Below are 24,099 nucleotides of genomic sequence, written 5' to 3' on the forward strand. Positions count from 1 at the left end.
TCGGTTCTCCTTTAGCGGCTGGCGCCGGTCTCGGGGTGCGCAAGCTGGTAGTAGAGGGCGTAACGATCCCGGGCCTCGCGCTCCGCCTCCTCCAGGAGGCGGTTGGCGCGCTCGGGGCGCGAGTGGATCAGGACCCGGAAGCGGCCCTCTCGCTCCGCGTATTCGCGGTAGGGGAGGGAGGGCGCCTTGGAGTCCAGCTGCAGGGGCGGCTTGCCCTGCTCGCTGCGGCGGGGGTCGTAGCGGAGCAGCGGCCAGTGGCCGGTCTTCACCGCCAGATCCTGCTGGTTCATGCCCAGGGTCATGTCGATGCCGTGGGCGATGCAGTGGCTGTAGGCCAGGACCAGGGAGACGCCCGGGTAGGACTCGGCCTCCGTGAGGGCCTTCACGGTCTGGGTGTCGCTCGACCCCATCGCGATCCGGGCCACGTAGACGTTGCCGTAGCCCATGGCCAGGAGCGCCATGTCCTTCTTCTCGGTGCCCTTGCCCGCGGCGGCGAACTTCGCGACCGCGCCCTTGGGCGTGGCCTTGGACATCTGGCCGCCGGTGTTGGAGTAGACCTCGGTGTCGAGGACCAGGATGTTCACGTTCTTGCCCGAGGCGAGGACGTGATCGAGGCCGCCGTAGCCGATGTCGTAGGCCCAGCCGTCGCCGCCCATGATCCAGACGCTGCGGGGCAGGAGGTGCTCGCAGACGTCGGCGAGGGCCTTCGCCTCCGAGCCGCCGAGCTCGGCCAGGGCGCCGCGGAGCTTGGCGATCTCCTCGCGGCGGCGCTGGTAGCCGGCCTCGTCGGTCGGGTGGAAGTCCTTCAGGGAGCCGACCAGCTCGGCGTCGAGCTTGCCGGAGAGGCGGTCGAGGAGGGTCCGGGCCTTCTTCTCGAGGGCGTCGACGGCGTAGCGGAAGCCGATGCCGAACTCGGCGTTGTCCTCGAAGAGGGAGTTGGACCAGGTCGGGCCGGCGCCCGAGGCGTTCTGGCTCCACGGGGTGGTCGGCAGGTTGCCGCCGTAGATCGAGGAGCAGCCGGTGGCGTTGGCGACCAGCATCCGGTCACCGAAGAGCTGCGAGACGAGCTTCACGTAGGGGGTCTCGCCGCAGCCCACGCAGGCGCCGGAGAACTCGAAGAGGGGCTGGGCGAACTGCGAGCCCTTCACCGTCTCGAGCTTCAGTTCCTTGCGGTCGGCCTCGGGGATGGTGAGGAAGGCCTCCCAGCGCTGCTTCTCGACCTCGAGGACCTCCTCCTTCTTCACCATGTTGATGGCCTTGAGCTTCACCGCCGTCTTGTTCTTGGCGGGGCAGGCCTCGACGCACATGGCGCAGCCGGTGCAGTCCTCGGGGGCCACCTGCACGGTGTAGAGGGAGCCCGCCGGGAAGTCCTTGGCCTTGTAGGGCACGGCCAGGAAGCCGTCGCTCTTGGGCCGGTCACCCTCGGCGAAGGCCTTCACCCGGATCGCCGCGTGGGGGCAGACGATCGCGCACTTGTTGCACTGGATGCAGGTGACCTCGTCCCAGATCGGGATCTCGGAGGCGATGTTGCGGCGCTCCACGGCGGCGGTGCCGGTGGGGAAGGTGCCGTCCACCGGGAAGGCGGAGACCGGCAGATCGTTGCCGTGGCCGGCGATGATCTTGGCGGTGACCCGCTTCACGAAGTCGTCGACCTTCTCCGGGACCAGGGCCGCCATCTCGGGGCCGGTGGCCGCGTCGTCGGTGACGTTCACCTCGGTGAGCGACGCCAGGGTGGCGTCCACCGCGGCGAAGTTCTTGTCGACCAGGGCCTTGCCCTTGATGCCGTAGGTCTTCTCGATGCTGTCCTTGATGTGCTGGATGGCCTCGTCGCGGGGCAGCACCTTGGAGAGGGCGAAGAAGACCGTCTGCATGACGGTGTTGATGCGGGTGCCCATGCCCGCGGCCTTGGCCACGGAGGCCGCGTCGATCGCGTAGACCTTCAGGCCCTTCTCCCGGATCCGCTCCTGGTAGAGGCGGGGGAGGGAGGCGAAGACCTCGGCGGCGGGGACCGGCGTGTTCAGCACGAAGGTGCCGTCCTTGCGGGCCCGGGCCAGGATGTCGAAGCGGTCGATGAACTGCGGCTGGTGGCAGGCCACGTAGTGGGCCGACTCGAGCTCGTAGGGAGCGCGGATCGGGTTCTTGCCGAAGCGCAGGTGGGAGACGGTCATCGCGCCGGCCTTCTTCGAGTCGTAGACGAAGTGGCCCTGGGCGTTCATCTCGGTGGCCTCACCGATGATCTTGATCGCCGACTTGTTGGCGCTGACGGTGCCGTCCGAGCCGAGGCCGTAGAAGAGGGCCCCGATGGTGCCGTCGTCGGGCAGCTCCCAGTCGCGGTCCCAGTCGAGGGAGAGGCCGGTCACGTCGTCGGCGATGCCGACGGTGAAGGTCTTCTTGGGCGCGTCCTTGGCCAGCTCGTCGAAGACGGCCTTCACCATGGCCGGGGTGAACTCCTTGGAGGAGAGGCCGAAGCGGCCGGCGATGAGGCGGGCGTCCTTCTTGGCGCCCGACCCCTCGCGCAGGGCGAGGGCCACGTCGAGGGCCAGGGGCTCGGCCGGGGCGCCGGGCTCCTTGGTGCGGTCGAGGACCGCGATCGACTTCACGGTCTCGGGCAGGGTCTTCAGGAAGGCCTCGACGGCGAAGGGGCGGTAGAGCCGCACCGTGAGGGTGCCGACCTTCTCGCCCTGCTCGGCGAGGATCCGCGCGGTCTCCCGGGCGGTGTCCGCGCCGGAGCCCATGAGCACGACGACCCGCTCGGCCTCGGGGTGGCCGACGTAGTCGAAGAGGTTGTAGCGGCGGCCGCAGAGCTCGAAGAGGCGGTCCATCGCCGCCTGCACGATCGCGGGCGTGGCGTCGTAGAACTTGTTGCAGGACTCGCGGGCCTGGAAGAAGACGTCCGGGTTCTGCGCGGTGCCGCGGAGCACGGGATGGTCGGGGGAGAGGGCCCGGGCGCGGTGCTCGGAGATCTTCGCCTCGTCGATCATCTTCGCCAGGACCTCGTCGGGGAGCTCGGAGATCTTGTTGAGCTCGTGCGAGGTGCGGAAGCCGTCGAAGAAGTGGATGAAGGGCACCCGGCTGTCGAGGGTGGCCGAGTGGGCCACCAGCGCCAGGTCGTGCGCCTCCTGAACGCTCGAGGAGGCCAGCAGCGCCCAGCCGGTCTGGCGGGCGGCCATCACGTCGCTGTGGTCACCGAAGATCGAGAGGGCGTGGGTGGCCACGGTCCGGGCGGAGACGTGGATCACCGCCGGGGAGAGCTCGCCCGCCATCTTGAAGAGGTTGGGGATCATCAGCAGGAGACCCTGCGACGCCGTGAAGGTCGTCGAGAGAGCGCCGGCCTGCACCGCGCCGTGGATCGCGCCGGAGGCGCCACCCTCGCTCTGCAGCTCGCTGACGTCGGGGATGGAGCCCCAGATGTTCGGGCGCTCCTCGGAGGCCCACTGATCCGCCAGCTCGCCCATCGGGGAGGCCGGGGTGATCGGGTAGATCGCGACGACCTCGGAGAGGCGATAGGCCACCGAGGTGGCAGCTTGGTTACCGTCGATGGTGACGAGTTTCTCGCTCATGAGGGGTTCCTGCTTTCGTTGAGGATCGGAGCGGTGGGATGGCCAGCGGAAGGTCGGTCGCGGGGGGCTTCGCCCTGCGCCCAATCGTGCTAGACGCACCGTAACGAGGGGTGGAGATCTACCCCAGGGCCGGGAAGGAATGAAGCATGACGGGTAGGGGAATCGCGCTCGTCGCGACGCCGATACTCATGGCGCTCTGCGTCGTGAATCCGGCCGTCGCTGAAGATGATTCGCAGGATTTGGGGGATTCTCCGGCGGACGTCGAGCTCGAGGATCCTGGCCTCGGTGAGCTGGAGGATCTGAAGCTCGACGAGATCGACTTCGGCGAGCTGGACCTGGGCGACGAGTTCGCCCTCCTGGCCGAGGAGAACGTCGTCGTCAGCGCGAGCCGCCGCCTCCAGGACATCTCGGAGAGCCCCTCGACGATCACCGTCTTCACCCGGGAGCAGCTCCTCGCCGCCGGCGTCCGGGATCTCCACGACATCCTCCGGCTGGTGCCGGGCTCGGACGTCCACCTCGCCACCCAGTCCTGGTCCATGATCGGCGCCCGGGCTGGCACCACCGAGGCCAGCGACCTGCTGGTCGTGCTCCTCGACGGCCGCGACATCGCCACCGGCGTGCTGGGCATCCCGCTGATCACCAACCTGCCGGTGCCCATCGAGGCCATCGAGCGGGTGGAGGTCATCCGCGGACCGGGCTCGACCCTCTATGGCGCCAACGCCTACCAGGGGGTGGTGAACATCACCACGGTGCGCCCGGAGGAGCGCTCGGGCGTGAGAGGGGTCTTGCGGGGCGGCACCCAGGAGTCCTACGTCGCCTGGGCCTCCGGCAGCGCCCTGCTCGGCGGCGCTCGCCTGCTGGCCGACGTCGGCGCCGAGCAGGCCGGCACCTTCTACGAGGAGGCCGCTCCCCGGCGGAACCTCCGGGGGAGGCTGCGCCTCTTCACCGCGACGGGGGAGGACTCGGAGCTCGATCTGGAGCTGGGGGCCTCCACTCTCTCCGGCCCGGGCTACACCGGGCTCGGCCCCCAGGACATCAGCGCCTATCTCAACCCCTACCTGCGCCTCGAGTGGCACCGGGGCGGCCTGCGCGTCGGGGCCTGGGGAAACCTCTTCCTCCTGCGCAGCAGCCTCGACATGGGGCTGCGGCTGGTCGGCCTCGACGGCAGCGTCGCGGAGCTGGCCCGCCTGCGCACCTCGACCGGCGAGCAGACCATCGATCTGCGGGAGCTCTCCGGCGAGCTCACCGCTCAGTACCAGTTCGACTGGGCGGTGACCGACTGGCTGCAGAGCACCGCCGTGGTCGGCGCCAGCCTGCGAGCCGGCACCTTCACCGGAGAGGTCCTGGCCGGAGAGTGTCCGCAGCCCTTCACCACCTCGGCGGACTGCGCCGCCGGCTCCATCGGCGAGTCACGGGCTGGCCTCTTCGCCCAGAACGAGACGCGGCTGGGCGAGGATTGGCTGGTCACCCTCGGGCTGCGCCTCGACGCCAACACGATCCAGGCGAAGCCCCTGACCGGCTCGCCCCGGGCCAGCCTGATCTGGCACCCCAGCCGGCAGCAGGCCCTGCGCCTCTCCTACGGGCGCTCCTATCGCAAGCCCACCCTCCTCGAGGCCCGCTCGCACCTGCGGGTGGAGGGCACCTACCCCAACCCCGAGGTCGCCCACCGGGTCGAGGAGATCTTCGCCACCCAGGTCGGGAACGAGGAGCTCGGGCCCGAGGTCCTCGAGGCCGTGGAGCTGGGCTACCGGGGCACCTTCCTCGAGGGGAAGCTGCGGCTGATGGTGGACCTCTGGGCCTACCGCAGCCACGACGCCATCTACTTCACGGTCGACATGCTCGACACCTTCCTCGGGGTGCCGACCATCAAGCCCGACGCCAAGATCACCTTCGAGAACATCGAGCGCAACGAGGACCACGCCGGCTTCGAGCTGACCCTGGCCCACGATCCGCTGCCCTGGCTCTCCTACGGGCTCGTCTACTCCTTTCGCCACGCCTTCGTTCAGCCCTCCGTCGAGACGATGCCCTTCTTCCCCGAACACGGGGTCGATCTCTGGGCCCGGATCGGGAGGCCCGCCGAGGGGCCCCGGCTCTGGATGCACCTCGACTGGAACTCCCTCTACGAGGTCACGGTGCGGGACCCGCGCTCTTCGGTCGCCCCGCCCATCGTGCAGGAGCTGGGCAACCGCAGCCGCCTGATCCTCACCGGCGCCTGGCGCTTCGCCGGATCGAAGGGGCGCGCCCTCGAGGTCGGCGTCTTCGGCAGCGATCTGGTCTCGGGCATCGACGCCCTGGGCGGGGCGCGCCGGCGCGAGTACCCTGGCTGCCCGGGTGAGAATTGCCCCGCCGGCTACGAGGACTATGTAGGGGAGCCGCTGGGGCGAGAGCTCTCCCTCTTCGTCCGCGGCAACTACTAGAACCCTCTTCTCGATCCCGAAGCCGATGATGCCCGCCGCCACCGCTGGACCTCCGAGCCCCGCTCTCCTGGAGCCCGTGCTCTGGGCGACCTGGATCGCCTACGGGCTCACGGCCCTCCTGGCCCTCCTGGGCCACGGCTGGACCCGCCGCGCGCTCGGCCTGGCCGTCGCCCTCCACCTCGCCACCGCGACGATCCGCGGGGTCGCCATCGAGTACATCCCCCTCACCAGCAAGGCCGAGACCTTCCTCGCCACGGCCCTGGCGCTGGCGGTGGTGCTGCTGGTGCACTTCGATCGGGCGCGCCGCTACACCCTGCCGATGCTCCTGGCGATCGGCGCGGCGCTCTACACCTCGGCCCGCTTCGACCACGGCCTGGGCTACCCGGTGCCGCCGCTGATCACGATCTGGTACCCCCTGCACGTGCCGCTCTCCTTCCTCTCCTACGGGGCCTGGATGGCGTCGGCGGCCGCGGGCTTCGCCTTCCTCCTCGGGGCCGAGGATCCCTGGATCCGCAAGATGGACCGGCTGGCCCTCCAGGGCTTCGGCCTCTGGAGCGTCTCGATGATCTTCGGCGGGATCTGGGGGGTGGTCGCCTGGGGCGCCTACTTCCTCTGGGATCCGAAGGTCATCTGGTCGGTGATCCTCTGGCTGCACTACGCCAGCTACGTGCACCTCAAGCTCACCCCCTCGCTCGTGCCCCGCACCCGCCTGCGGGCGGCGCTGGCCGTGCTCGGGGCGATCTGGGTGATCGTCGCCTTCATCGGAACCTCCTTCTTCTTCGGGAGCTCGAGCCATGCCTTCTCGGGCTAGGGTGATGCAGCTGCTGCGCTCCCAGGGCCTGGGGGTGATCTGCGGGCAGCTCTCGGTGCTCCTCCTGGGCGTGGGCTCGGTCCTGATCGCGGCGCGCCGCCAGACCACCTACGCCGACCTCGCGCTCGACGACCTGCGCTTCTTCTTCGAGCGCCCCTCGCCCTGGCACCTCTGGTTCTACCTGCTGCTCGGGGTGATGGTGGTCTACGCCCTGAACACCGTGCTGTGCACCTGGCAGAACGTGGCCTCCCGGATCCGGATGCGGGTGAAGAGCCCGGCGCTCTATGCCCCGGCGGTGATGCACCTCGCCTTCCTGGCGGCCCTCCTCGCCCACCTGATCGGCGGGGTCTGGGGCCGCACCCTGCCGACCCGGGTGGTGGGGCCCGAGTGGAGCGAGCTGCCCTGGGGGGTCAGCGCCCGCACCGTGGGGATGTCCACGCGCCAGCACCCGGACGGGAGCTTCGCCGGGGTCGCGATCGAGCTCGAGTATCGCCTCGAGGGCAAGGAGGAGCTGCGGCGGGGCACGCTGGGCTTCAACCAGCCGGTGGTCCTCGACGCCTCCCGCAAGGTGCTGCTCATCGGCGGCTTCCAGGAGCGACCGGTGGCGGCGGTGCTCTCCCTGGGGGAGCGGCGCTGCGAGCTCCTCACCGGCGGTGAGCCCTGCCCCCTGGGGCGCCAGCGGGTCCAGCTCCTGGGCATCGAGCGGGCCCAGGGTCTCGGGACGGTGGCCCGCTTCCAGGTCCTCGATCCTCACGGCAGCGCGAGCACCACCTTCGGCGCCTGGCCCGGCCTCACCCACACGCTGCCCGACGGCACCGCGGTGAAGCTCGAGGCCATCGAGAGCCGGGCCTTCGTCGGGGTGAGCGGCCGGGAGATGCCCGGCAACCTCTGGGCGCTGCTCGGCACCGCGCTCCTGGGCCTCGGCGTGCTGCTCCACGGCCGGCGCTGGCTCTGAACTGCCCACTCCGGTGGGGAAGTTACCGATTGACGCTGCCTGACCCCCGCCTAGGGTGGGGTGGGATGGCCGGGCAGATCTCGTGGCTGCGATCGGGCTCATCGGGGGTGTCTCCCAGCGAGGCATTGCCCCACCGCGTGGTCCGGGGTGCGTCGCTCCGGCTCGGCCTGCCCCTCACTGACCGGGAGCTGCTCCTCTTCCGGGGCGGCGCGCTGGCCGACGGCCTGCGGGAGACCCTCGAGGCGATGGGGTGGCGGGTGCGCTCCGCCGACGAGGCGCCGGAGGCGCGCGGGCTCGTCGAGGCGCACTCGATCCGGGTCGGCCTGGTCTCGCTCGACCGGCGCGCCGAGTCCATCGAGGCCTTCCGGGCGCTCCTCGCCGAGGAGCTGCCGGTGCACTGGGTGGCGCTCCTGCCCCGGCCCGACCTCGAGGACGAGGCGGTCGTGGAGCTGGTCGGCTGCCACTGCTGCGACTACCACACCCAGCCCATCGACCCGGGGCGGCTGCTCCTGACCCTCGGTCACGCCTCCGGGATGGCCGAGCTGCAACGCAGGGTCACCACCGCGCAGCAGCAAGAGCTCTCCGGCGAGGGCATGCTGGGGAGCAGCGACGCGATCCAGGCGGTCTTCCGTAGCCTGCGGAAGATCGCGACGGTGGACGCGCCGGTGCTCATCGTCGGGGAGAGCGGCACGGGCAAGGAGCTCGCGGCGCAGGCCATCCACCGACGCTCGGCGCGGGCCTCGGGGCCCTTCGTGGCGGTGAACTGCGGCGCCCTGCCGCCGACCCTGATCCAGTCCGAGCTCTTCGGGCACGAGCGGGGCGCCTTCACCGGCGCTCACCGCCGCGTGCGCGGGCGCCTCGAGGCGGCGCACGGGGGCACCATCTTCCTCGACGAGATCGGGGAGCTCCCCCTCGAGCTGCAGGTCAACCTCCTGCGCTTCCTGGAGACGCACAACGTCCAGAGGGTCGGTGGGACAGAGGAGGTCCACGTCGACGCGCGGGTGATCGCCGCGACCCACGTCGACCTCGCGAGGGCGGTGGAGGAGGGGCACTTCCGCGAGGACCTCTACTACCGGCTCGAGGTGCTGCTCCTCCGCATGCCCGCGCTGCGGGAGCGGGGGACGGATGTCGCCCTGCTGGCCCGGGACTTCGCGCTGCGCTTCGGGGAGTCCTACGGCTGCACGAGCAAGCGGCTCGCCCCCGAGGCGCTGCGGGCCCTCGAGCTCCACGACTGGCCCGGCAACGTCCGCGAGCTGATGAACCGGGTGCGCCGCGCCCTCGTGATGTCGGAGGGGGAGCTGCTCAGCTGCGAGGATCTGGGGCTCCCCCGCCCCACGAGCGCGGAGCACCCTCCCTCCCTCACCGAGGTGCGCCGGGAGGCCGAGCGAGAGGCGGTGCGCTCGGCGCTCGCCGCGACGGATCAGAATCACACCCGGGCGGCCCGCCGCCTCGGCGTCTCCCGGATGACCCTCTACCGCCTCCTCGCGCGCCTCGAGCTCGAGTAGCGCGAGAGGCGGAGAAGCCCCCAGGACGGGCTCCGGTGTGGGCGCGGAGCCGATTTCTGGCGGTCGCCGCTTGCGATCGTCGTTCGCGGAGCCTAGCCTTCTTGCAGGGTCGTCGAGGTGCTCGACGAGGAGCGCGGACGTGGCGACCCCAAGAGGTACATCGCAGTAACCGGGCCCGCTGAACCGGGCCCACCACCCGGAAGATCCCCTTCCGACAAGGGCAAACCAGGGGCGACCCTGGGACGCAAAGCCACGTGGTCCCCCGAGCGGGAGGACAGCCGGGCTACCGAAGGGGCGAGCAAGGCACGTGCCTTCCCGGCGGGGATCTTCGAGCTCACTGGAGAAGATCCCCATGCGTGGTTCCAAGGGCCGGCCTGCGGCCGCTCGGGCTTCGTTCGTTTCCCTCATCCTCACCCTCACCCTCTCGCTCCCTCTGCTCGGTTGTGATGCCGGGGGAGAAGCGGAGAGCGTGGACCTCCGCGGCACCGTCGAGGTGGTCTACGTGGACTCGGCCGACGGCGCGTCCCTGCGCCTCGCGCTCTCCACCGACGAAGGACGCTACGGCCTCCACGTCACCGGGCCGGCGCCGGCCCTCGTCACGGGGACCCCGCTGCGCGTCCGGGGCCGGAGGCTCCCCGGGCTCGTGATCGGTGATCACGGTGGCAACGCCGGGGCGATCCTCGCCGCGGCCGAGGACCTCGAGCCCGAGCACCTCGGCCTGGGGGGCAGCGTCGATGGCAGCGGCAACGCGCTGGGCACGCTGGCCGACACCCTCGGCGAGCAGCGCACCCTCGTCATCCTCGTGAACTTCCAGGACGCGCCCGCCGACCAGCCCTGGAGCCTCGCCGGGGCCTCGAGCGTCGTCTACGGCGAGGTCAGCGGCTACCTGGAGGAGGCCTCCTTCGGGGCGACCTGGCTCCAGGGCGAGGTGCACGGCTGGTACACCCTGGCCCAGGACTCCACCCTCTGCGACAGCAACGCGCTGCGGACCCTGGCGCTCGCCGCGGCCGTCGACGATGGCGTGGCGCTCGAGGCCTTCGACCGGGTGATCTTCGCCTTCCCCGGCAGCCCCTGCGGCTACTCGGGCATGGCCACCCTCGGCGGCAAGCCCAGCTACGCCTGGCTCGCCGGCCACCTGGACCTGCGGGTCACCGGTCACGAGCTCGGTCACAACCTCGGCCTGCGGCACGCCCACTTCCTCGACTGCGGCGCCGAGGTCCTCGGCGCGAGCTGCACGAGCATCGAGTACGGCGATCCCACCGACCTCATGGGCGGGCTCGAGAACACCGGGCACTTCCAGGCGGCCTCCAAGGAGCAGCTCGGCTGGCTCGCCGCCCCCGGCGCGCCGACCATCGGCACCGCCACGGCGAGCGGCGTCTTCCCCCTCGAGCCCTACGCGGCGAGCCCGGCCGGCGGCGACAAGGGGCTGCGGATCCACCAGGGCAGCGACCCGCTGACCGGGGGAGACGTCTGGTACTACCTCGAGTACCGCCAGCCGGTGGGAGCGGACAGCGGCCTGGCCGCGACCCCGGGCCTCCACGAGGGCGTGCTCCTGCGCAGGGTGGCCCCCGAGAACGGCGGCCTCGGAGCCTGGCTCCTCGACGGATCCCCGGCGAGCGCCAGCACGACCTACGGAGACCTCGTCGACGCCGCGCTGGTGGTCGGCGCCAGCTTCACCGACGCAGCGGCGGGGATCACGCTCACCCTCCTCTCGGCGGACGCCTCCGGCGCCCAGGTGGAGGTGAACCTCACGGGCGCGACGAGCGAGCCCCCCGTTGATCCCCCGGCCGAAGAGCCGCCGCCCCTCCCCGCGCCGGAGCCGGCGCCCGTCAACATGGCTCCCGTCGCCGTGGACGACGGCGCCACGATCCCCAAGGGCGGCAGCGCCGTGATCGACCTGCTGGCCAACGACCACGACCCCGACGGAGATCCGATCTCGGTGGTCGCGGTGGGGGCGCCCGCGCACGGGGAGGTGCAGCTCGATCCCGGCGGGACGCTCACCTACATCCCCTCCCGCAAGTTCACCGGAGAGGAGGTCTTCGTCTACACCATCGGTGACGGCGACCTCGAGGCGAGCGCCATGGTGAGGATCGCCGTCGTCGCGAGCGGCGGTGGCGGCAAGGGCGGCGGCAAGGGCGGCCGCTAAGTCACGGGGCGGCGAGCCAGGGAAGGCCCGCCGCCCCTCGGGACGGCCGGTGCTCTCGGGGGTGGGCGCCGGCCAGGGACGAACGCTTCAGAGGGCGAGCGGATCGATGCAGAGCGAGCAGGCCGCGCTGATCTGCACCGGCGCGACCACCAGCCCCAGCGCACCCTCACCGCTGGCGGTCATGGTGTCGCTCGCGTCGTAGTCGTGGAGGCCGGCGGTGTAGCTGCTCGGGTAGTAGTAGACGGAGTAGGGGGTGCTGGTGCCGGGGGGCAGGAGGAGGTCGCTGGCGATGACCCCGAGCACGCTGTCCTCCAGGACGCCGCCGGTGATCTCGATGTCACCGGTGTTGGAGAGCACGCCGCTGACCGTGACCTTCACGACGAGGTAGCCGGACTGAGCGGAGTCGTCGAGCGCCACGTCGCAGACCTTGGTCACGTCGAGCGAGGCCTCGAAGGCCGTCGAGCAACCAGCGTCGTCCGATGCCTCCACCGTGTCGGTGACGTCGAAGTAGCTCTCGGCGGTCGCGGTGACGACGTCGTAGGTGACGAGGTCGGTGGCGTTCGCCCAGCTCCCGACGAAGAGGGCGGGCGGGGCGTCGGCGTCGAGCGAGAAGCCGACGGTCGCGCACTGGGTCGGGTTCAGGCAGAGCAGGGTGTCCGCCTCGGTGCAGTCACCGTCGAGGTCGTCGTCGAAGCAGGTCACCAGCGAGAGCAGGGGCTGGGCCAGCGGCGTCGTGTCGGCCAGGCGCACGTTGACCAGCTTCACCTGGCCCGTGTTCTCCACCGTGCCGTGGAACTCCACCAGCAGCTCGTTGCCTGCCTCGTTGAGCGAGGCCTGGTCGCAGTCCTTGGTCACCCAGATGTCGGGCACGCCGATGGTCTCGCAGAGGGCGGTGGCGTACTCGGTGTCCCCGACCGGGGTGCCGTCGAGCTCCTTCGCGGTCGCCGCCAGGGTGTCGGTGAGGGTGAAGAGGCCGGTGACGGGATCATGGCCGGCCGGCTCTGAGGTCGCGTAGCTGCCCATCACCTTGGCGCTCGCACCGGAGGGCAGGATGAAGCTTGCGGCTCCCCCTGCCAGGCCGAGGCCCGGTGGCGGACCCGCACAGGCGCCGGAGACCCAGAGGCAGACGTCGTCGATGTCACCGACGTCGTCCTCCACCACGATCTCGAGGGGCAGGAAGCCGGTGTTGTCGACGAGGCCCTCGAAGGTCACGGTGAAGCCGTTGCCGCTGGCGTCGAGGCTCGCCTCGCAGGCCTTGGTCACCTCGAAGGCGCAGAGCTCGAAGCCCCCGAGGACGAAGTCCTTCAGCTGGGCGGTCTCGGAGTGGGAGGAGCGCGTCTCGGCGAGGAACGAGGAGAAGCAGCGGGAGGAGCCCAGGAGCTGGGTGACGTTGACGCCGCCCTCGAAGAAGCTCTCGTAGGGGAAGAAGGGGCTGCCGTCCTTCGCGAGGTAGGGCCAGGGTGCGGTCTCGCTGCCCAGGTTGGTGATGGCGCAGGCGTACTTGGGGTTGGTGGGGTCACCGTCGCAGGGCGCGTCCTCGGAGTCGAAGACCAGCTTCAGGTTGTTCGCCACGTTGGCCTCGTCCGGGTTCCACTCCAGCACCTTGATCAGCGGATGGGCGCCGGAGGCCTGGGGGAACTCGACGAGCACCAGCATGTCGCCCACCCGGTGCTGTCCCGGGCCGAAGTCGTCCGGCGGGAAGAGGCCGATCTCCTCCTGGAAGAACCAGAAGCCGAGGAAGGCGTCGCCGTTGTTCGCGTAGCGGTCGGCGCCGAAGTAGATGATCAGGTCGTCCTTGGCACAGGTGCCGGGCGAGTCGTTGGGGCAGAGGAAGGCGGCGGCGTAGGCGTTGGTGATGTCGTCCTTGTCGGGGACGGAGCCGTCCTTCCAGGCCCAGGCCGTGGTGTCCTCGATGTCCTTGGAGCCGCCTCGCCAGTAGATCGAGAGCGGCGCCGGATCGGCGATGGGGATGTCGGTGACGCGCACCGCGGTGTCCGAGGTGATGTTGGCCCAGTCGTGGCCGCCGTCACTCACGGCATTCCCGTCGAGCTCGAAGAGCCCGATCGTGTCCACGGCGAGCGCCGGGGAGGCCAGCCCGGCTAGCGCCAGGCTGCTCATGACCAGCAGAGTTCGAAGTCTCATCTCTCTCTCCTTCTCCCGTGGGCCGCGGGCTGCCGCGCCGCGGGGCACGGGTGTTTTCATTGATGAGCAGGGGGGGCGCAGTTGGGATAAGCAAGGGACATACCGCGCCGCCAAGCGCCTGCTTTCAGTGAGGAAATCCGGACCCGGCCCCCTCCGGTCCGGGGGCGGTGTCCCGGCGACGTTACGGGCGCCGGGGGAGGGGCCACGCAACCGCCCGGAAACCCTTCCAGGAGGCGCGGCCCCGGGGTGAAACGATCGTGCTACGCGGCCGAGGCCAGGGCGAAGCTGTCCCGGGCGATCAGCTTCTCCTCGTCGGTCGGCACCACCAGGATGCGCACCGGCGCGCCCTCCCGGGCGATGTCCGCCTCGCGGCCGACGGCCTCCCGGTTGCGAGCCTCGTCGAGCTCGAGCCCCAGGGCGGCGAGCCCGGTCAGGACCTCGGAGCGGACCGAGGGGCTGTTCTCACCGATGCCCGCGGTGAAGACCACCGCGTCGGCCCCGCCGAGGACCGCCAGGTAGGCCCCGAGGTACTTGCGGATCCGGTAGGTGAAGACCTCCAGCGCCCGCCGCGCCCCGGGATCGCCCCCGGCGCGCAGGCGCTCCAGCTCCCGCACGTCGTTGCTCGCCCCGGAGAGCCCCCGCAGGCCGCTCTCCTTGTTGAGCAGCCGGTCGAGGGCGTCGATGGGGAGATCCTTGGTGCGCGCCAGGTGGAAGACGATGGCCGGATCGAGGTCCCCGCAGCGGGTCCCCATCACCAGGCCCTCGAGCGGGGTCAGCCCCATCGAGGTGTCCACCGAGCGGCCGCCCTCGATCGCGGCCATGCTCGAACCGTTGCCGAGGTGGCAGGTGATCAGCTTCAGCTCTTCGAGCGGCCGGCCCAGCAGCTCGGCGGCCCGTGTCGCCACGTAGCGGTGGGAGGTGCCGTGGAAGCCGTAGCGGCGGATTCCGTCCTCCTCGTAGAGCGCGTGGGGCAGGCCGTAGAGGTAGGCCCGGGGCGGCATCCCCTGGTGGAAGGCCGTGTCGAAGACGGCCACCTGCCGCGCGCGGGGCAGCACCTCTCGGGCCACCCGGATCCCGATCAGGTTGGGCGGGTTGTGCAGGGGAGCGAGGGCCACGTGCTCCTCGATCGCCGCGAGGACCTCGTCGTCGATGAGCACGGTCTCGGTGAAGCGCTCCCCCCCGTGGACGACCCGGTGACCCACCGCCTCGATCTCGTCCGGCGCGGAGAGGGGCGCGCCCTCGCCGGAGGTGAGCAGCTGCATGGCGCGGCGCAGGCCGCTCTCGTGATCGGGGATGGGCTCCTCGAGGCGGGTCTCGCGCTCGCCCGCCCGCTGCTTCACCTCGCCCCGGGGCTCACCGATCCGCTCCACCGAGCCTCGCGCCAGCACCGTGGCCTCGGGCATGGCGAAGAGCTGGTACTTGATCGAGGAGCTGCCCGAGTTGAGGACGAGCACCTTCACGACGACGCCGCCTGGATGGCGGTGACGATCACCGTGTTCACCACGTCGGTGATCGTGGCGCCGCGGCTCAGGTCGTTGACCGGCTTGGCCAGCCCCTGGAGGACCGGGCCGATGGCGATCGCGTCGGCCGAGCGCTGCACCGCCTTGTAGGTGTTGTTGCCGGTGTTCAGGTCCGGGAAGATGAAGACCGTCGCCCGGCCGGCGACCTGGCTCTCGGGCAGCTTGGTGCGGGCCACGGCCGGATCGACCGCGGCGTCGTACTGGATCGGCCCCTCGAGGAGCAGGTTCGGGTTGCGGGCCTTGGCCAGCTCGGTGGCCCGGCGGACCAGCTCGACGTCGTGCCCCTTCCCCGACTCGCCCGTGGAGTAGGAGAGCATCGCCACCCGCGGCTCGATGCCGAAGGCGGCCGCGGTCTCGGCGCTGGCCAGGGCGATCTCGGCGAGCTGCTCGGCGGTCGGGTTGGGGATGACCGCGCAGTCGCCGTAGACCAGCACCTTGTCCGGCAGGCACATGAAGAAGACGCTGGAGACGTTCTCGATGCCGGGCCGGGTCTTCACGAACTCGAAGGCCGGCCGCAGCGTGGCCTGGGTGGTCGTGGTGGAGCCCGAGACCATGCCGTCCGCCCGACCCTTGTAGACCATCATGGTCCCGAAGTAGGTGCGGTCGGTCATCAGGTCGTGGGCCGTGGGCCGCGGCAGACCCTTGTGCTTGCGCAGCTCGACCAGGGTATCGACGTAGTCGTCGAGCATGGGGTCGCGCCGCGGATCGACGAGGGTGACGCCCGAGTCGAAGCTGACGCCGAGGTGGTCGGCCAGCTTGCCGATCTCGTCGACGTCGCCGAGGAGCACCACGTCGACGACGTCCCGGCGCCGCAGCACCTCGGTGGCCTTGATGATGCGATCGACGTTGCCCTCGGGCAGGACGATGGTCTTCTTGTGGGCCCGCGCCTTGTCGCGCAGGTCGCGGAGGAAGCGCCGCGGGGTGACGACGATCTTGTCGGGGTCGAGCTTGCGCCCCAGGAAGGACTCGAGATCGACGTAGTCCTCCATCGCCGCGCGGATCGCCAGGGCCTTGTCCTCCTGATCCTCCTCGAGGACGGGCTGCGTGGCGTTCACCGCGATGGCGGTGTCGTAGGTGTGCGCGTCCACGCTCAGGACCGGCAGCCGCCCCTTGCACAGGCCGTGGACCAGCTGCAGCACCTTGCGCCGGGGCTCGAAGCCGCCGGTGAGCAGCACGCCCGCCGGGCGGGCCACCTCCGGGCAGCCGAAGGCCGCGGCGGCGGCCAGGAGGATCTCCTCCCGGTCGCCGGGCGTGATGACCAGCGAGCCCTCCGAGATGTAGTGGAGGGCGTTCTCCAGACCCATGGCGGCCACCAGGGTCTCGCTGACCTGCGCGTCCAGCATCTCCTCTCCGAGGAGGACCCGGGCGCCGAGCGCCCGGACGATGTCCCGCACCCGCGGGCGGGCCAGGGCGGGGAGGTCGGGCAGCACCCCGTAGAGGGGGAGGGAGAGCGCCTTGAGCTCGCGGCGCACGGTGTCGGCGATCTCCTCCTGACGTCGCGGCTCGGCGCGGTTCACGATGACCCCGGCGAGATCGGCGCCCCGCTCGCGCAGCTTCGCGCTCGCCAGCGCGATGTTGGAGGCGATGGCGTCGGCCCGGGTGTCGTGGCCGTTGACGACCAGCAGCACCGAGGCCGAGAGGTTTCGAGCCAGATCGATGTTGATGTCCGAGTCGAGGGTGGGGAAGGCCCGCAGGCTGTCGACGCCCTCGCAGAGGACGACCTCCGCCTTCTCGGCGACCTTGCCGTAGGCCTCGAGGATGCGGTCCATCACCTCGTCGTAGCGGCCCTGCTGGATCCCGCGGGTGACCTCGCCGCTGCTCATCCCGATGGCCGAGCGGGCGTCCGCCGAGCGGCCGAGGATGCCGTTAACGAAGCGGACGTCGGCGTCGGCGGTGGCCTCGGCCTGCGACATGCCGATGGGCTTGAAGTAGGCGGTGCGGGCGCCGTGGCGCTCCAGCTGATCGACCAGGCCGAGGGAGACCACACTCTTTCCGGTGCCCGCCTCGTTGGCGATCACCATGACACAGCGAGCCATGACCGAGCTCCGATGGTTCCGGGTTGGAGGAGGAGGGTAGGGCGCCCTACCTTACTCGCGCCCCGCCCGGCGTCACCATCGATTCGGGGTCGGGTGATCCCGGGGCGGGGCGGCGAGAGAGGGGCGCCGCCCCGCCGGAGGATCAGTAGATGCCGTTGGTGACCCGCAGGCGATAGCCCTCACCCGCGCCCGAGGCCTTGCCGTCGGTGCGGAAGACCCGCAGGTAGTAGCGCTTGAAGGCTCCGGTCGACAGGTTGCAGCAGTTCTGGCCGGGCTGCCCGCAGACCCCGTCGGCGCCGGTCCCGGTGCAGTTCTGCTGCCCGGGGGTTCCCGGGGCGATCCCGTCGTAGGGGAAGTTGGTGAACCACTCGAAGTGGTCGGCCGGGCCCTGGGCCGTCGCCCCGCAGGAGCCGTCGTAGACCTCGAAGCGGTAGACGTCGCCGGGGTTCGACGAGAAGCGCGCGTCGATGTGGAAGTCCTGCCCGTAGGGGACGTCGTCGGAGGCGAAGACCGTGTACCAGTCCGAGTCTCCCGCCGGCAGGATGTTGCCCAGGATGTCGCCTCCCACGTAGGGGTCGATGCCCTCCTGCGGGGGCGAGGCGTCGTGGAGGTCGCCGATGTCGTAGGCGCTCAGGCAGGTGTTGCCGGTGCTGTTGAGATCGTAGGGGTCGATCTGCACCTCGCAGCCGTTGGCGTAGCCGAGGTCGATGTCGTACCAGGAGCCGTTGCAGGCCACGATCTGGCAGCCCGAGGAGGCGGCGCAGGTGTTGGTCGCGTTGGGGACCGCCGGACAGAGGGTCGCGACCGGTTGGTCGGCCTGATCGATCAGGGCGTCGCAGTCGTCGTCGGTGCCGTTGCAGACCTCGGTGGCTCCCGGGTTCACCGCGGGTGCGGTGTCCAGGCAGTCGCCGGTGGTGGTCGTGTCGTAGAGGCCGGTGGGCGCACAGGTGCAGACCGAGGTCGCCGTTCCGTACCCGTCGCGATCTCCGTCGTAGTAGTAGGTCGTGCAGTCGTCCGCGCCGGCCTCGTTGGCTGCGCCGCTGCAGTTGTCGTCGTAGGCCGTCGCGCAGAGCTCGGGCAGGCCCGGCGCGGCGTTCGGGTTCCCGTCGTTGCAGTCCGTCGGTCCGGAGTTCGGCGCGTCGTAGACGCCGCTCGGCGCGCAGAGGCACCGGGTGTCGGAGATGACGCCGACGCCGTCGCGATCCGTGTCGCGGCGGTAGACGGTGCAGCCACCGGCGCCGGGCTCGTCGGTGACCCCGTCGCAGTCGTCATCGGTGCCGTTGCAGGTCTCCCCGACCGGGAGGATCTGTCCGGAGCAGGCACCCCAGCTGCCGACGCTGCAGACGCTGGCGCCGTCCTGGCAGGCGCCCACGCCGCGGGTGGCGGCCGGGCCGGTGTAGCAGGCCTGGGTGAGGCTCTCGTCGGTGGCGCCGTCGCAGTCGTCGTCGAAGCCGTTGCAGCTCTCGACCCCCGGCAGGACCTCGCCGGCGCAGGCGCCGTAGCTGCCGCCGCTGCAGGTCTCGGTCCCATCGGCGCAGACCCCCACGCCGCGGGTGGCGGGGGCCCCCGTGTAGCAGGTCTGCGGCAGGGGTCCATCGGTGGTCCCGTCGCAGTTGTCGTCGACGCCGTTGCAGACCTCGCCGTCGTCCGGGCTCACGGCGGCGGTGGTGTCGTTGCAGTCCAGGTTGTTCGCGACCTTGCCGGCCGGGGCGCTGCAGGCCGCCACGCCCGGATCGGTGGCGTCACCGTAGCCGTCGAGATCGGCGTCGACGTACCAGAGGGTGGCGTCGGTGGCGCCCTCGTCGGTGAGGCCATCGCAGTCGTCGTCGATGCCGTTGCAGGTCTCGAGGCCCGGCTTCAGCTCGCCGGCGCAGGCGCCCCAGGCGCCCGCCGCGCAGGTCGCGCTGCCGTCCTGGCAGGCGCCGACCCCGCGGGTGGCGGCCGGGCCGGTGTAGCAGGCCTGCACCAGGTTCTCGTCGGTGTCGCCATCGCAGTCGTCGTCGAGGGCGTTGCAGCTCTCGGTGCCCGGCCGCACCTCGCCGGCGCAGCTGCCCCAGGCGCCGGCGGTGCAGGTCTCGGTGCCATCGGAGCAGACGCCGATGTTCCGGGTGGCGGCCGGGCCGGTGTAGCAGACATGGAAGAGGGCCTCGTCGGTGCTGCCGTCGCAGTCGTCGTCCAGGGCGTTGCAGCTCTCGGTGCCCGGGAGCACCTGGCCCCCGCAGGCTCCCCAGCTGCCGTTGCCGCAGGTGGAGATGCCGTCGGCGCACTGGCCGACGGTGCGGGTGGCGGCCGGGCCGGTGTAGCAGGCCTGGGCCAGGCTCTCGTCGGTGGCGCCGTCGCAGTCGTCGTCGAAGGCGTTGCACGTCTCGGTGGCGGGCAGCACCTCACCGGCGCAGGCGCCGTAGCTGCCGCCGCTGCAGGTCTCGATGCCGTCGGCGCAGAGCCCGACGCCCCGGGTGGCCAGCGCGCCGGAGTAGCAGGCGCGGGGCAGGGGGCCGTCGGTGGCGCCATCGCAGTCGTCGTCGAGGGCGTTGCAGACCTCGGTGCCGTCCGGGTTCACCTGGTTCATGCCGTCGTTGCAGTCCTGGTTGTTGCCGACCGAGCCGGCCGGGGCGCTGCAGGCGGCCACGCCCGGATCGCCGGCGTCGCCGTAGCCGTCGAGGTCGCTGTCGGCGTACCAGAGGGTGGCGTCGCTCGCCCCCTCGTCGGTGCTGCCGTCGCAGTCGTCGTCGATCGAGTTGCAGGTCTCCAGGATCGGGGTGACCTCACCGGCGCAGACGCCCCAGGCGCCGGCCGCGCAGGTCTCGTTGCCGTCCCGACAGGCGCCCACGCCGCGAGTGGCGGCCGGGCCGGAGTAGCAGACCTGCACCAGGCCCTCGTCGGTGCTGCCGTCGCAGTCGTCGTCGAGGTCGTTGCAGCTCTCGGCGCCCGGCCTCACCTGGCCGGCGCAGCTTCCCCAGGCGCCAGCCGAGCAGGTCTCGGTGCCGTCGGTGCAGACACCGATGTTCCGGGTGGCCGCCGGGCCGGTGTAGCAGATCTGGACGAGGGTCTCGTCGGTGCTGCCGTCGCAGTCGTCGTCCACGGCGTTGCAGCTCTCGGTGCCGGGGAGCACCTGGCCGGAGCAGGCGCCCCAGGAGCCGTTGCCGCAGGTGGAGACGCCGTCGGTGCACTGGCCGACGGAGCGCGTGGAGGCGGGGCCGGTGTAGCAGACCTGGGTCAGGCTCTCGTCGGTGGCGCCGTCGCAGTCGTCGTCGAAGGCGTTGCAGCTCTCGGTGGCGGGCAGCACCTCGCCGGCGCAGGCGCCGTAGCTGCCATCGCTGCAGACCTCGGTGCCGTCGGCGCAGAGGCCGACGCCCCGGGTGGCCGGCGCGCCGGAGTAGCAGGCGCGGGGCAGGGGGCCGTCGGTCGTGCCGTCGCAGTCGTCGTCCATCCCGTTGCAGACCTCGGTGCCGTCGGGGTTCACCTGGACGACGACGTCGTCGCAGTCCTGGTTGTTGTCGACGGTGCCGGCCGGGGCGCTGCAGGCGGCCACGCCCGGATCGCCGACGTCGCCGTAGCCATCGAGGTCGCTGTCGGCGTACCAGAGGGTGGCGTCGGTCGCCCCCTCGTCGGTGCTGCCGTCGCAGTCGTCGTCGATCGAGTTGCAGGTCTCCAGGATCGGGGTGACCTCACCGGCGCAGACGCCCCAGGCGCCGGCCGCGCAGGTCTCGTTGCCGTCCCGACAGGCGCCCACGCCGCGAGTGGCGGCCGGGCCGGAGTAGCAGACCTGCACCAGGCCCTCGTCGGTGCTGCCGTCGCAGTCGTCGTCGAGGTCGTTGCAGCTCTCGGCGCCCGGCCTCACCTGGCCGGCGCAGCTGCCCCAGGCACCGGCGGAACACGTCTCGGTGCCATCGGAGCAGACGCCGATGTTCCGCGTGGCCGCTGGTCCGGTGTAGCAGACCTGGAAGAGGGCCTCGTCGGTGGTGCCGTCGCAGTCGTCGTCCACGTCGTTGCAGCTCTCGGTGCCCGGGAGCACCTGGCCTCCACAGGCGCCCCAGCTACCGTTGCTGCAGGTGGTCAGGCCGTCCGTGCACCGGCCGACGGAACGGGTGGCGACGGGGCCGGTGTAGCAGGCCTGGGCCAGGCTCTCGTCGGTGGCGCCGTCGCAGTCCTCGTCGAGGCCGTCGCAGGCTTCCACGCCCGGCACCGTCTCCCCGAGGCAGCTGCCCCAGACGCCGGTGGCGCAGGTCTCGGTCCCCGGGCTGCAGATGCCGCGGGTCGAGGTCCCCGCGGGCCCCGTGTAGCAGCTCCGCACCAGGGACTCGTCGGTGGCGCCGTCGCAGTCGTCGTCGAGCGCATTGCAGCTCTCGGTGCCCGGCAGCACGTCACCGAGGCACTCGGCGTAGGCGCCGCCCACGCAGTCCTGGCTGCCGTCGCTGCAGACGCCGATGCCTCGGGTGTTGGCCGGGCCGTCGTAGCAGGCGCGCGGCAGCGGCCCGTCGGTGGCGCCGTCGCAGTCGTCGTCCACGCCGTTGCAGAGCTCGGAGACCGGGAGCACCTCGCCGGCGCAGGTGCCGTAGGTCCCCGACGCGCAGGTCTGGGTGCCGTCCCGGCAGGCGCCGACCCCCCGCCTCGAGGCATCGCCGGTGAAGCAGGCCAGCGGGAGCGCGCCGTCGGTGAGGCCGTCGCAGTCGTCGTCGATCAGGTTGCAGACCTCGTACTCGCTCGGGCTCACGAGGTCGTCGGTGTCGTCGCAGTCCGTGCCGTCGAGGACGTAGTCCTGGGGCTGCGCGCACTGCACCAGGGGGGTGGCGGCCTCGTCCCCGAAACCGTCGCCGTCGAGGTCCGGGTACCAGGTGGCGATCCCGATCGCCTCCTCGTCGGTGGTGCCGTCGCAGTCGTCGTCCTCGGCGTTGCAGATCTCGACCTGGGGGGTCACCTGCCCGACGCAGCTGCTCCAGGCGCCGAGGGTGCAGGTCTCCAGGCCGGCCATGCAGATGCCGACGCCCTGCGTCCCGACCCGGCCGCTGTAGCAGCTCCGCTCCATCGGTCCGTTGGCGTCGCCGTCGGTGATCCCGTCGCAGTCGTCGTCGAAGCCGTTGCAGTTCTCGACCGCGCCGGGGTTCACGATCGGGCGGCCGTCGTCGCAGTCGGTGCCGTCGAGCACGTGCCGGAAGGGTTGCTCGCAGGCGACGAGCAGCGGCGTCCGCGTGTCACCGTAGCCGTCTCCGTCGGCGTCCATGTACCAGCGCGGGGCATCGACCGCGGAGTCCTCGTCGGTCTCGCCATCGCAGTCGTCGTCGATCGAGTTGCAGACCTCGTCCGCGATCGGGTTGACCGTGCCCAGCGTGTCGTCGCAGTCCGTGGCGTCCGCGACCATGCCCGGAGGAGCTTCGCAGGCGACCATCGGGGCGTCCGGGTCGCCGAACTCGTCCTCGTCGACGTCGGCGTACCAGGTCGGCGCGTCGGCGGCCTCGAGGTCCGTCCGGCCGTCGCAGTCGTCGTCGATCGTGTTGCAGAGCTCGGTCGCGTCGGGGTTGATCGCCGCGTTGCCGTCGTCGCACTCCGCGCAGGCCGCGAAGCCGTCTCCGTCCACGTCGGCGTAGCCGGTGCTGCCGTCGCAGTTGTAGTCGTTCGGATCCGTGCAGTCCTCTTCCGGGGCCCCGGGGTAGAAGTCGGGATCGTCGTCGTCGCAGTCGCCGGTCTTGCTGGCGAAGAGGGCAGGGGGCGTGCAGGCGATCTGGGTGATCGCGTCGACCCCGAAGCCGTCCTGGTCCTGATCGAGGTACCAGCTCTGCTCCCCGAGGGCGCCGGGCTCGTCCGTCTCACCGTCGCAGTCGTTGTCCGCGCCGTCGCAGCGCTCGACCGCCGCGGGGTTCGAGTCCGGATCGGTGTCGTCGCAGTCCTCGCTGGTGTCGTAGCCGTCCTGGTCCGTGTCGGGCAGGGACTCGACGAAGCCCGAGTCACGCTTGCAGGCGACGAGCGTGAGGCAAAGGGAAAGGCACAGCACGAGCGGCAGCCCGCTGGACAGGGAACGCGTGGGCATGGATGGACCTTCTTCTCCCCCCGAAAAGGAGATCAGGCGATTCTGGTTGGGATCGAACTCCGGCCCCAGGGGAGCGAATCCCTGTACTCGAGCCGCACGGGTGCCTCGAACTCCCGCAGCCGGAGGATACCACAGCGAGGGTGCCGCACGCCGGAGCCGCCGCCCCGGCCCCCGCCCCCCGGGCCGCCGCGGAGACGCCTAGAGCAGGACCAGCAGGAGGAGGAACGCCAGGGTCAGGCCGGTCTCGGCGAAGCCGACCCGCATCACGCCCTGCGTGATCCAGCCGCGCATGACCAGGGGCCGCAGGAAGGCCAGGGCGTTGGCGGCGGCGAAGGCCAGCGGCACCAGCTCCGCGAGGTGGAGGCCGATGCCGACCAGCGCGGCCACCGGGCCCCAGATCCAGGCCCGGCTCGGGGGGGGCGGCTCGCCCTTCACCTTCCGGTCTCGAACCAGCGCGCGCAGGTGGAGGGTCGAGCCGGTGAAGAAGAGGAGGCAGGCCCCCGAGACGATCCCGGCCTGGGCGTCGAGCTCTCCGACGGCCGCGAGGTGCAGGGCGGCGGGGGGCAGGCCGAGGGAGGCGACGCCGATGGCCTCGGCCCAGGCCTGGCGCTCGCGCCGGGTGGCGCGGGCGAAGACCAGCAGGCCGAAGAGGGGCAGGCCGAGCGCCGCCAGGATCCCCAGCTCGAGGAGCGGGAGCCGGAAGAGGAGGTAGCCGCCGCTCAGGAGGGCGAGGCCTCCCCACAGGGCGCCGATCTTCAGCAGCACCGCGCGGGTGGCCGGGGGCGCTGCCGGCCGCTTCAGCCAGAGCCCGACCGGATCCCGGGCGAAGAAGGCGGCGGTGATGGCCAGGAGCATGGCCAGCGCCTCCGGGGTGTAGACCGGCTCCCAGAAGAAGCCCGCCAGGGCACCGGCCAGGATCATGACGGTGCCGCCGTGCTCCCGGGGGACGACCTTCACCTTCGGTTTCTTGGGGGGCATGGCG

At 71.4% G+C, this 24,099-nt stretch carries 11 protein-coding genes and 1 riboswitch; of the genes, 5 read left to right on the forward strand and 6 right to left on the reverse strand.

Features of this window, described 5'->3' with window-relative positions:
- Nucleotides 1–11: 11 nt before the first annotated feature.
- Nucleotides 12–3,560 carry a pyruvate:ferredoxin (flavodoxin) oxidoreductase gene (gene nifJ, locus P1V51_02315; GenBank protein MDF1561847.1) on the reverse strand — a complete coding sequence of 1,183 codons (3,549 nt, stop codon included), beginning with the start codon at nt 3,558–3,560 and terminating at the stop codon, nt 12–14.
- 239 nt (nt 3,561–3,799) lie between these two features.
- Here nifJ and P1V51_02320 point away from each other — a divergent pair, with 239 nt between their 5' ends.
- The 5 genes from P1V51_02320 (at nt 3,800) to P1V51_02340 (ending at nt 11,394) form a co-directional block, all read left to right on the forward strand.
- Nucleotides 3,800–5,977, forward strand: coding sequence for a TonB-dependent receptor (locus tag P1V51_02320; protein ID MDF1561848.1), 2,178 nt, complete (start codon nt 3,800–3,802; stop codon nt 5,975–5,977).
- Between the two features lie 76 nt (nt 5,978–6,053).
- Nucleotides 6,054–6,788 (forward strand): cytochrome c biogenesis protein CcsA, encoded by a 735-nt coding sequence (gene ccsA, locus P1V51_02325; protein MDF1561849.1) that lies wholly within the window; start codon nt 6,054–6,056, stop codon nt 6,786–6,788.
- 4 nt (nt 6,789–6,792) lie between these two features.
- On the forward strand, nt 6,793–7,743 hold the full coding sequence (locus P1V51_02330) for a hypothetical protein (GenBank protein MDF1561850.1): 951 nt from the start codon (nt 6,793–6,795) through the stop codon (nt 7,741–7,743).
- A 137-nt stretch (nt 7,744–7,880) separates the two neighbouring features.
- Nucleotides 7,881–9,248 carry a sigma-54 dependent transcriptional regulator gene (locus P1V51_02335; GenBank protein ID MDF1561851.1) on the forward strand — a complete coding sequence of 456 codons (1,368 nt, stop codon included), beginning with the start codon at nt 7,881–7,883 and terminating at the stop codon, nt 9,246–9,248.
- A gap of 209 nt (nt 9,249–9,457) precedes the next feature.
- Nucleotides 9,458–9,539: riboswitch (cyclic di-GMP riboswitch) on the forward strand.
- Nucleotides 9,540–9,717: 178 nt separating this feature from the next.
- Nucleotides 9,718–11,394, forward strand: coding sequence for an Ig-like domain-containing protein (locus tag P1V51_02340; protein MDF1561852.1), 1,677 nt, complete (start codon nt 9,718–9,720; stop codon nt 11,392–11,394).
- A gap of 87 nt (nt 11,395–11,481) precedes the next feature.
- Here P1V51_02340 and P1V51_02345 read toward each other — a convergent pair whose 3' ends face one another.
- The 5 genes from P1V51_02345 to P1V51_02365 all read right to left on the reverse strand — a co-directional run bounded on the left by P1V51_02345 (nt 11,482) and on the right by P1V51_02365 (nt 24,095).
- Nucleotides 11,482–13,536 (reverse strand): hypothetical protein, encoded by a 2,055-nt coding sequence (locus P1V51_02345; protein ID MDF1561853.1) that lies wholly within the window; start codon nt 13,534–13,536, stop codon nt 11,482–11,484.
- 260 nt (nt 13,537–13,796) lie between these two features.
- A complete protein-coding gene (locus P1V51_02350; GenBank protein MDF1561854.1) occupies nt 13,797–14,996 on the reverse strand; it encodes an acetate kinase in 1,200 nt (399 codons plus the stop codon).
- Nucleotides 14,993–17,092 (reverse strand): phosphate acetyltransferase, encoded by a 2,100-nt coding sequence (gene pta, locus P1V51_02355; protein MDF1561855.1) that lies wholly within the window; start codon nt 17,090–17,092, stop codon nt 14,993–14,995. Before pta ends, P1V51_02350 begins: the two co-directional genes overlap by 4 nt.
- A gap of 142 nt (nt 17,093–17,234) precedes the next feature.
- Complete coding sequence (locus tag P1V51_02360) at nt 17,235–23,117, reverse strand: putative metal-binding motif-containing protein (protein ID MDF1561856.1); 5,883 nt, start codon at nt 23,115–23,117, stop codon at nt 17,235–17,237.
- 198 nt (nt 23,118–23,315) lie between these two features.
- Complete coding sequence (locus P1V51_02365) at nt 23,316–24,095, reverse strand: YwiC-like family protein (protein MDF1561857.1); 780 nt, start codon at nt 24,093–24,095, stop codon at nt 23,316–23,318.
- Between the last annotated feature and the right edge of the window lie 4 nt (nt 24,096–24,099).

The sequence above is a fragment of the Deltaproteobacteria bacterium genome (genome assembly GCA_029210625.1).
Taxonomy (GTDB): domain Bacteria; phylum Myxococcota; class Myxococcia; order SLRQ01; family SLRQ01; genus JARGFU01.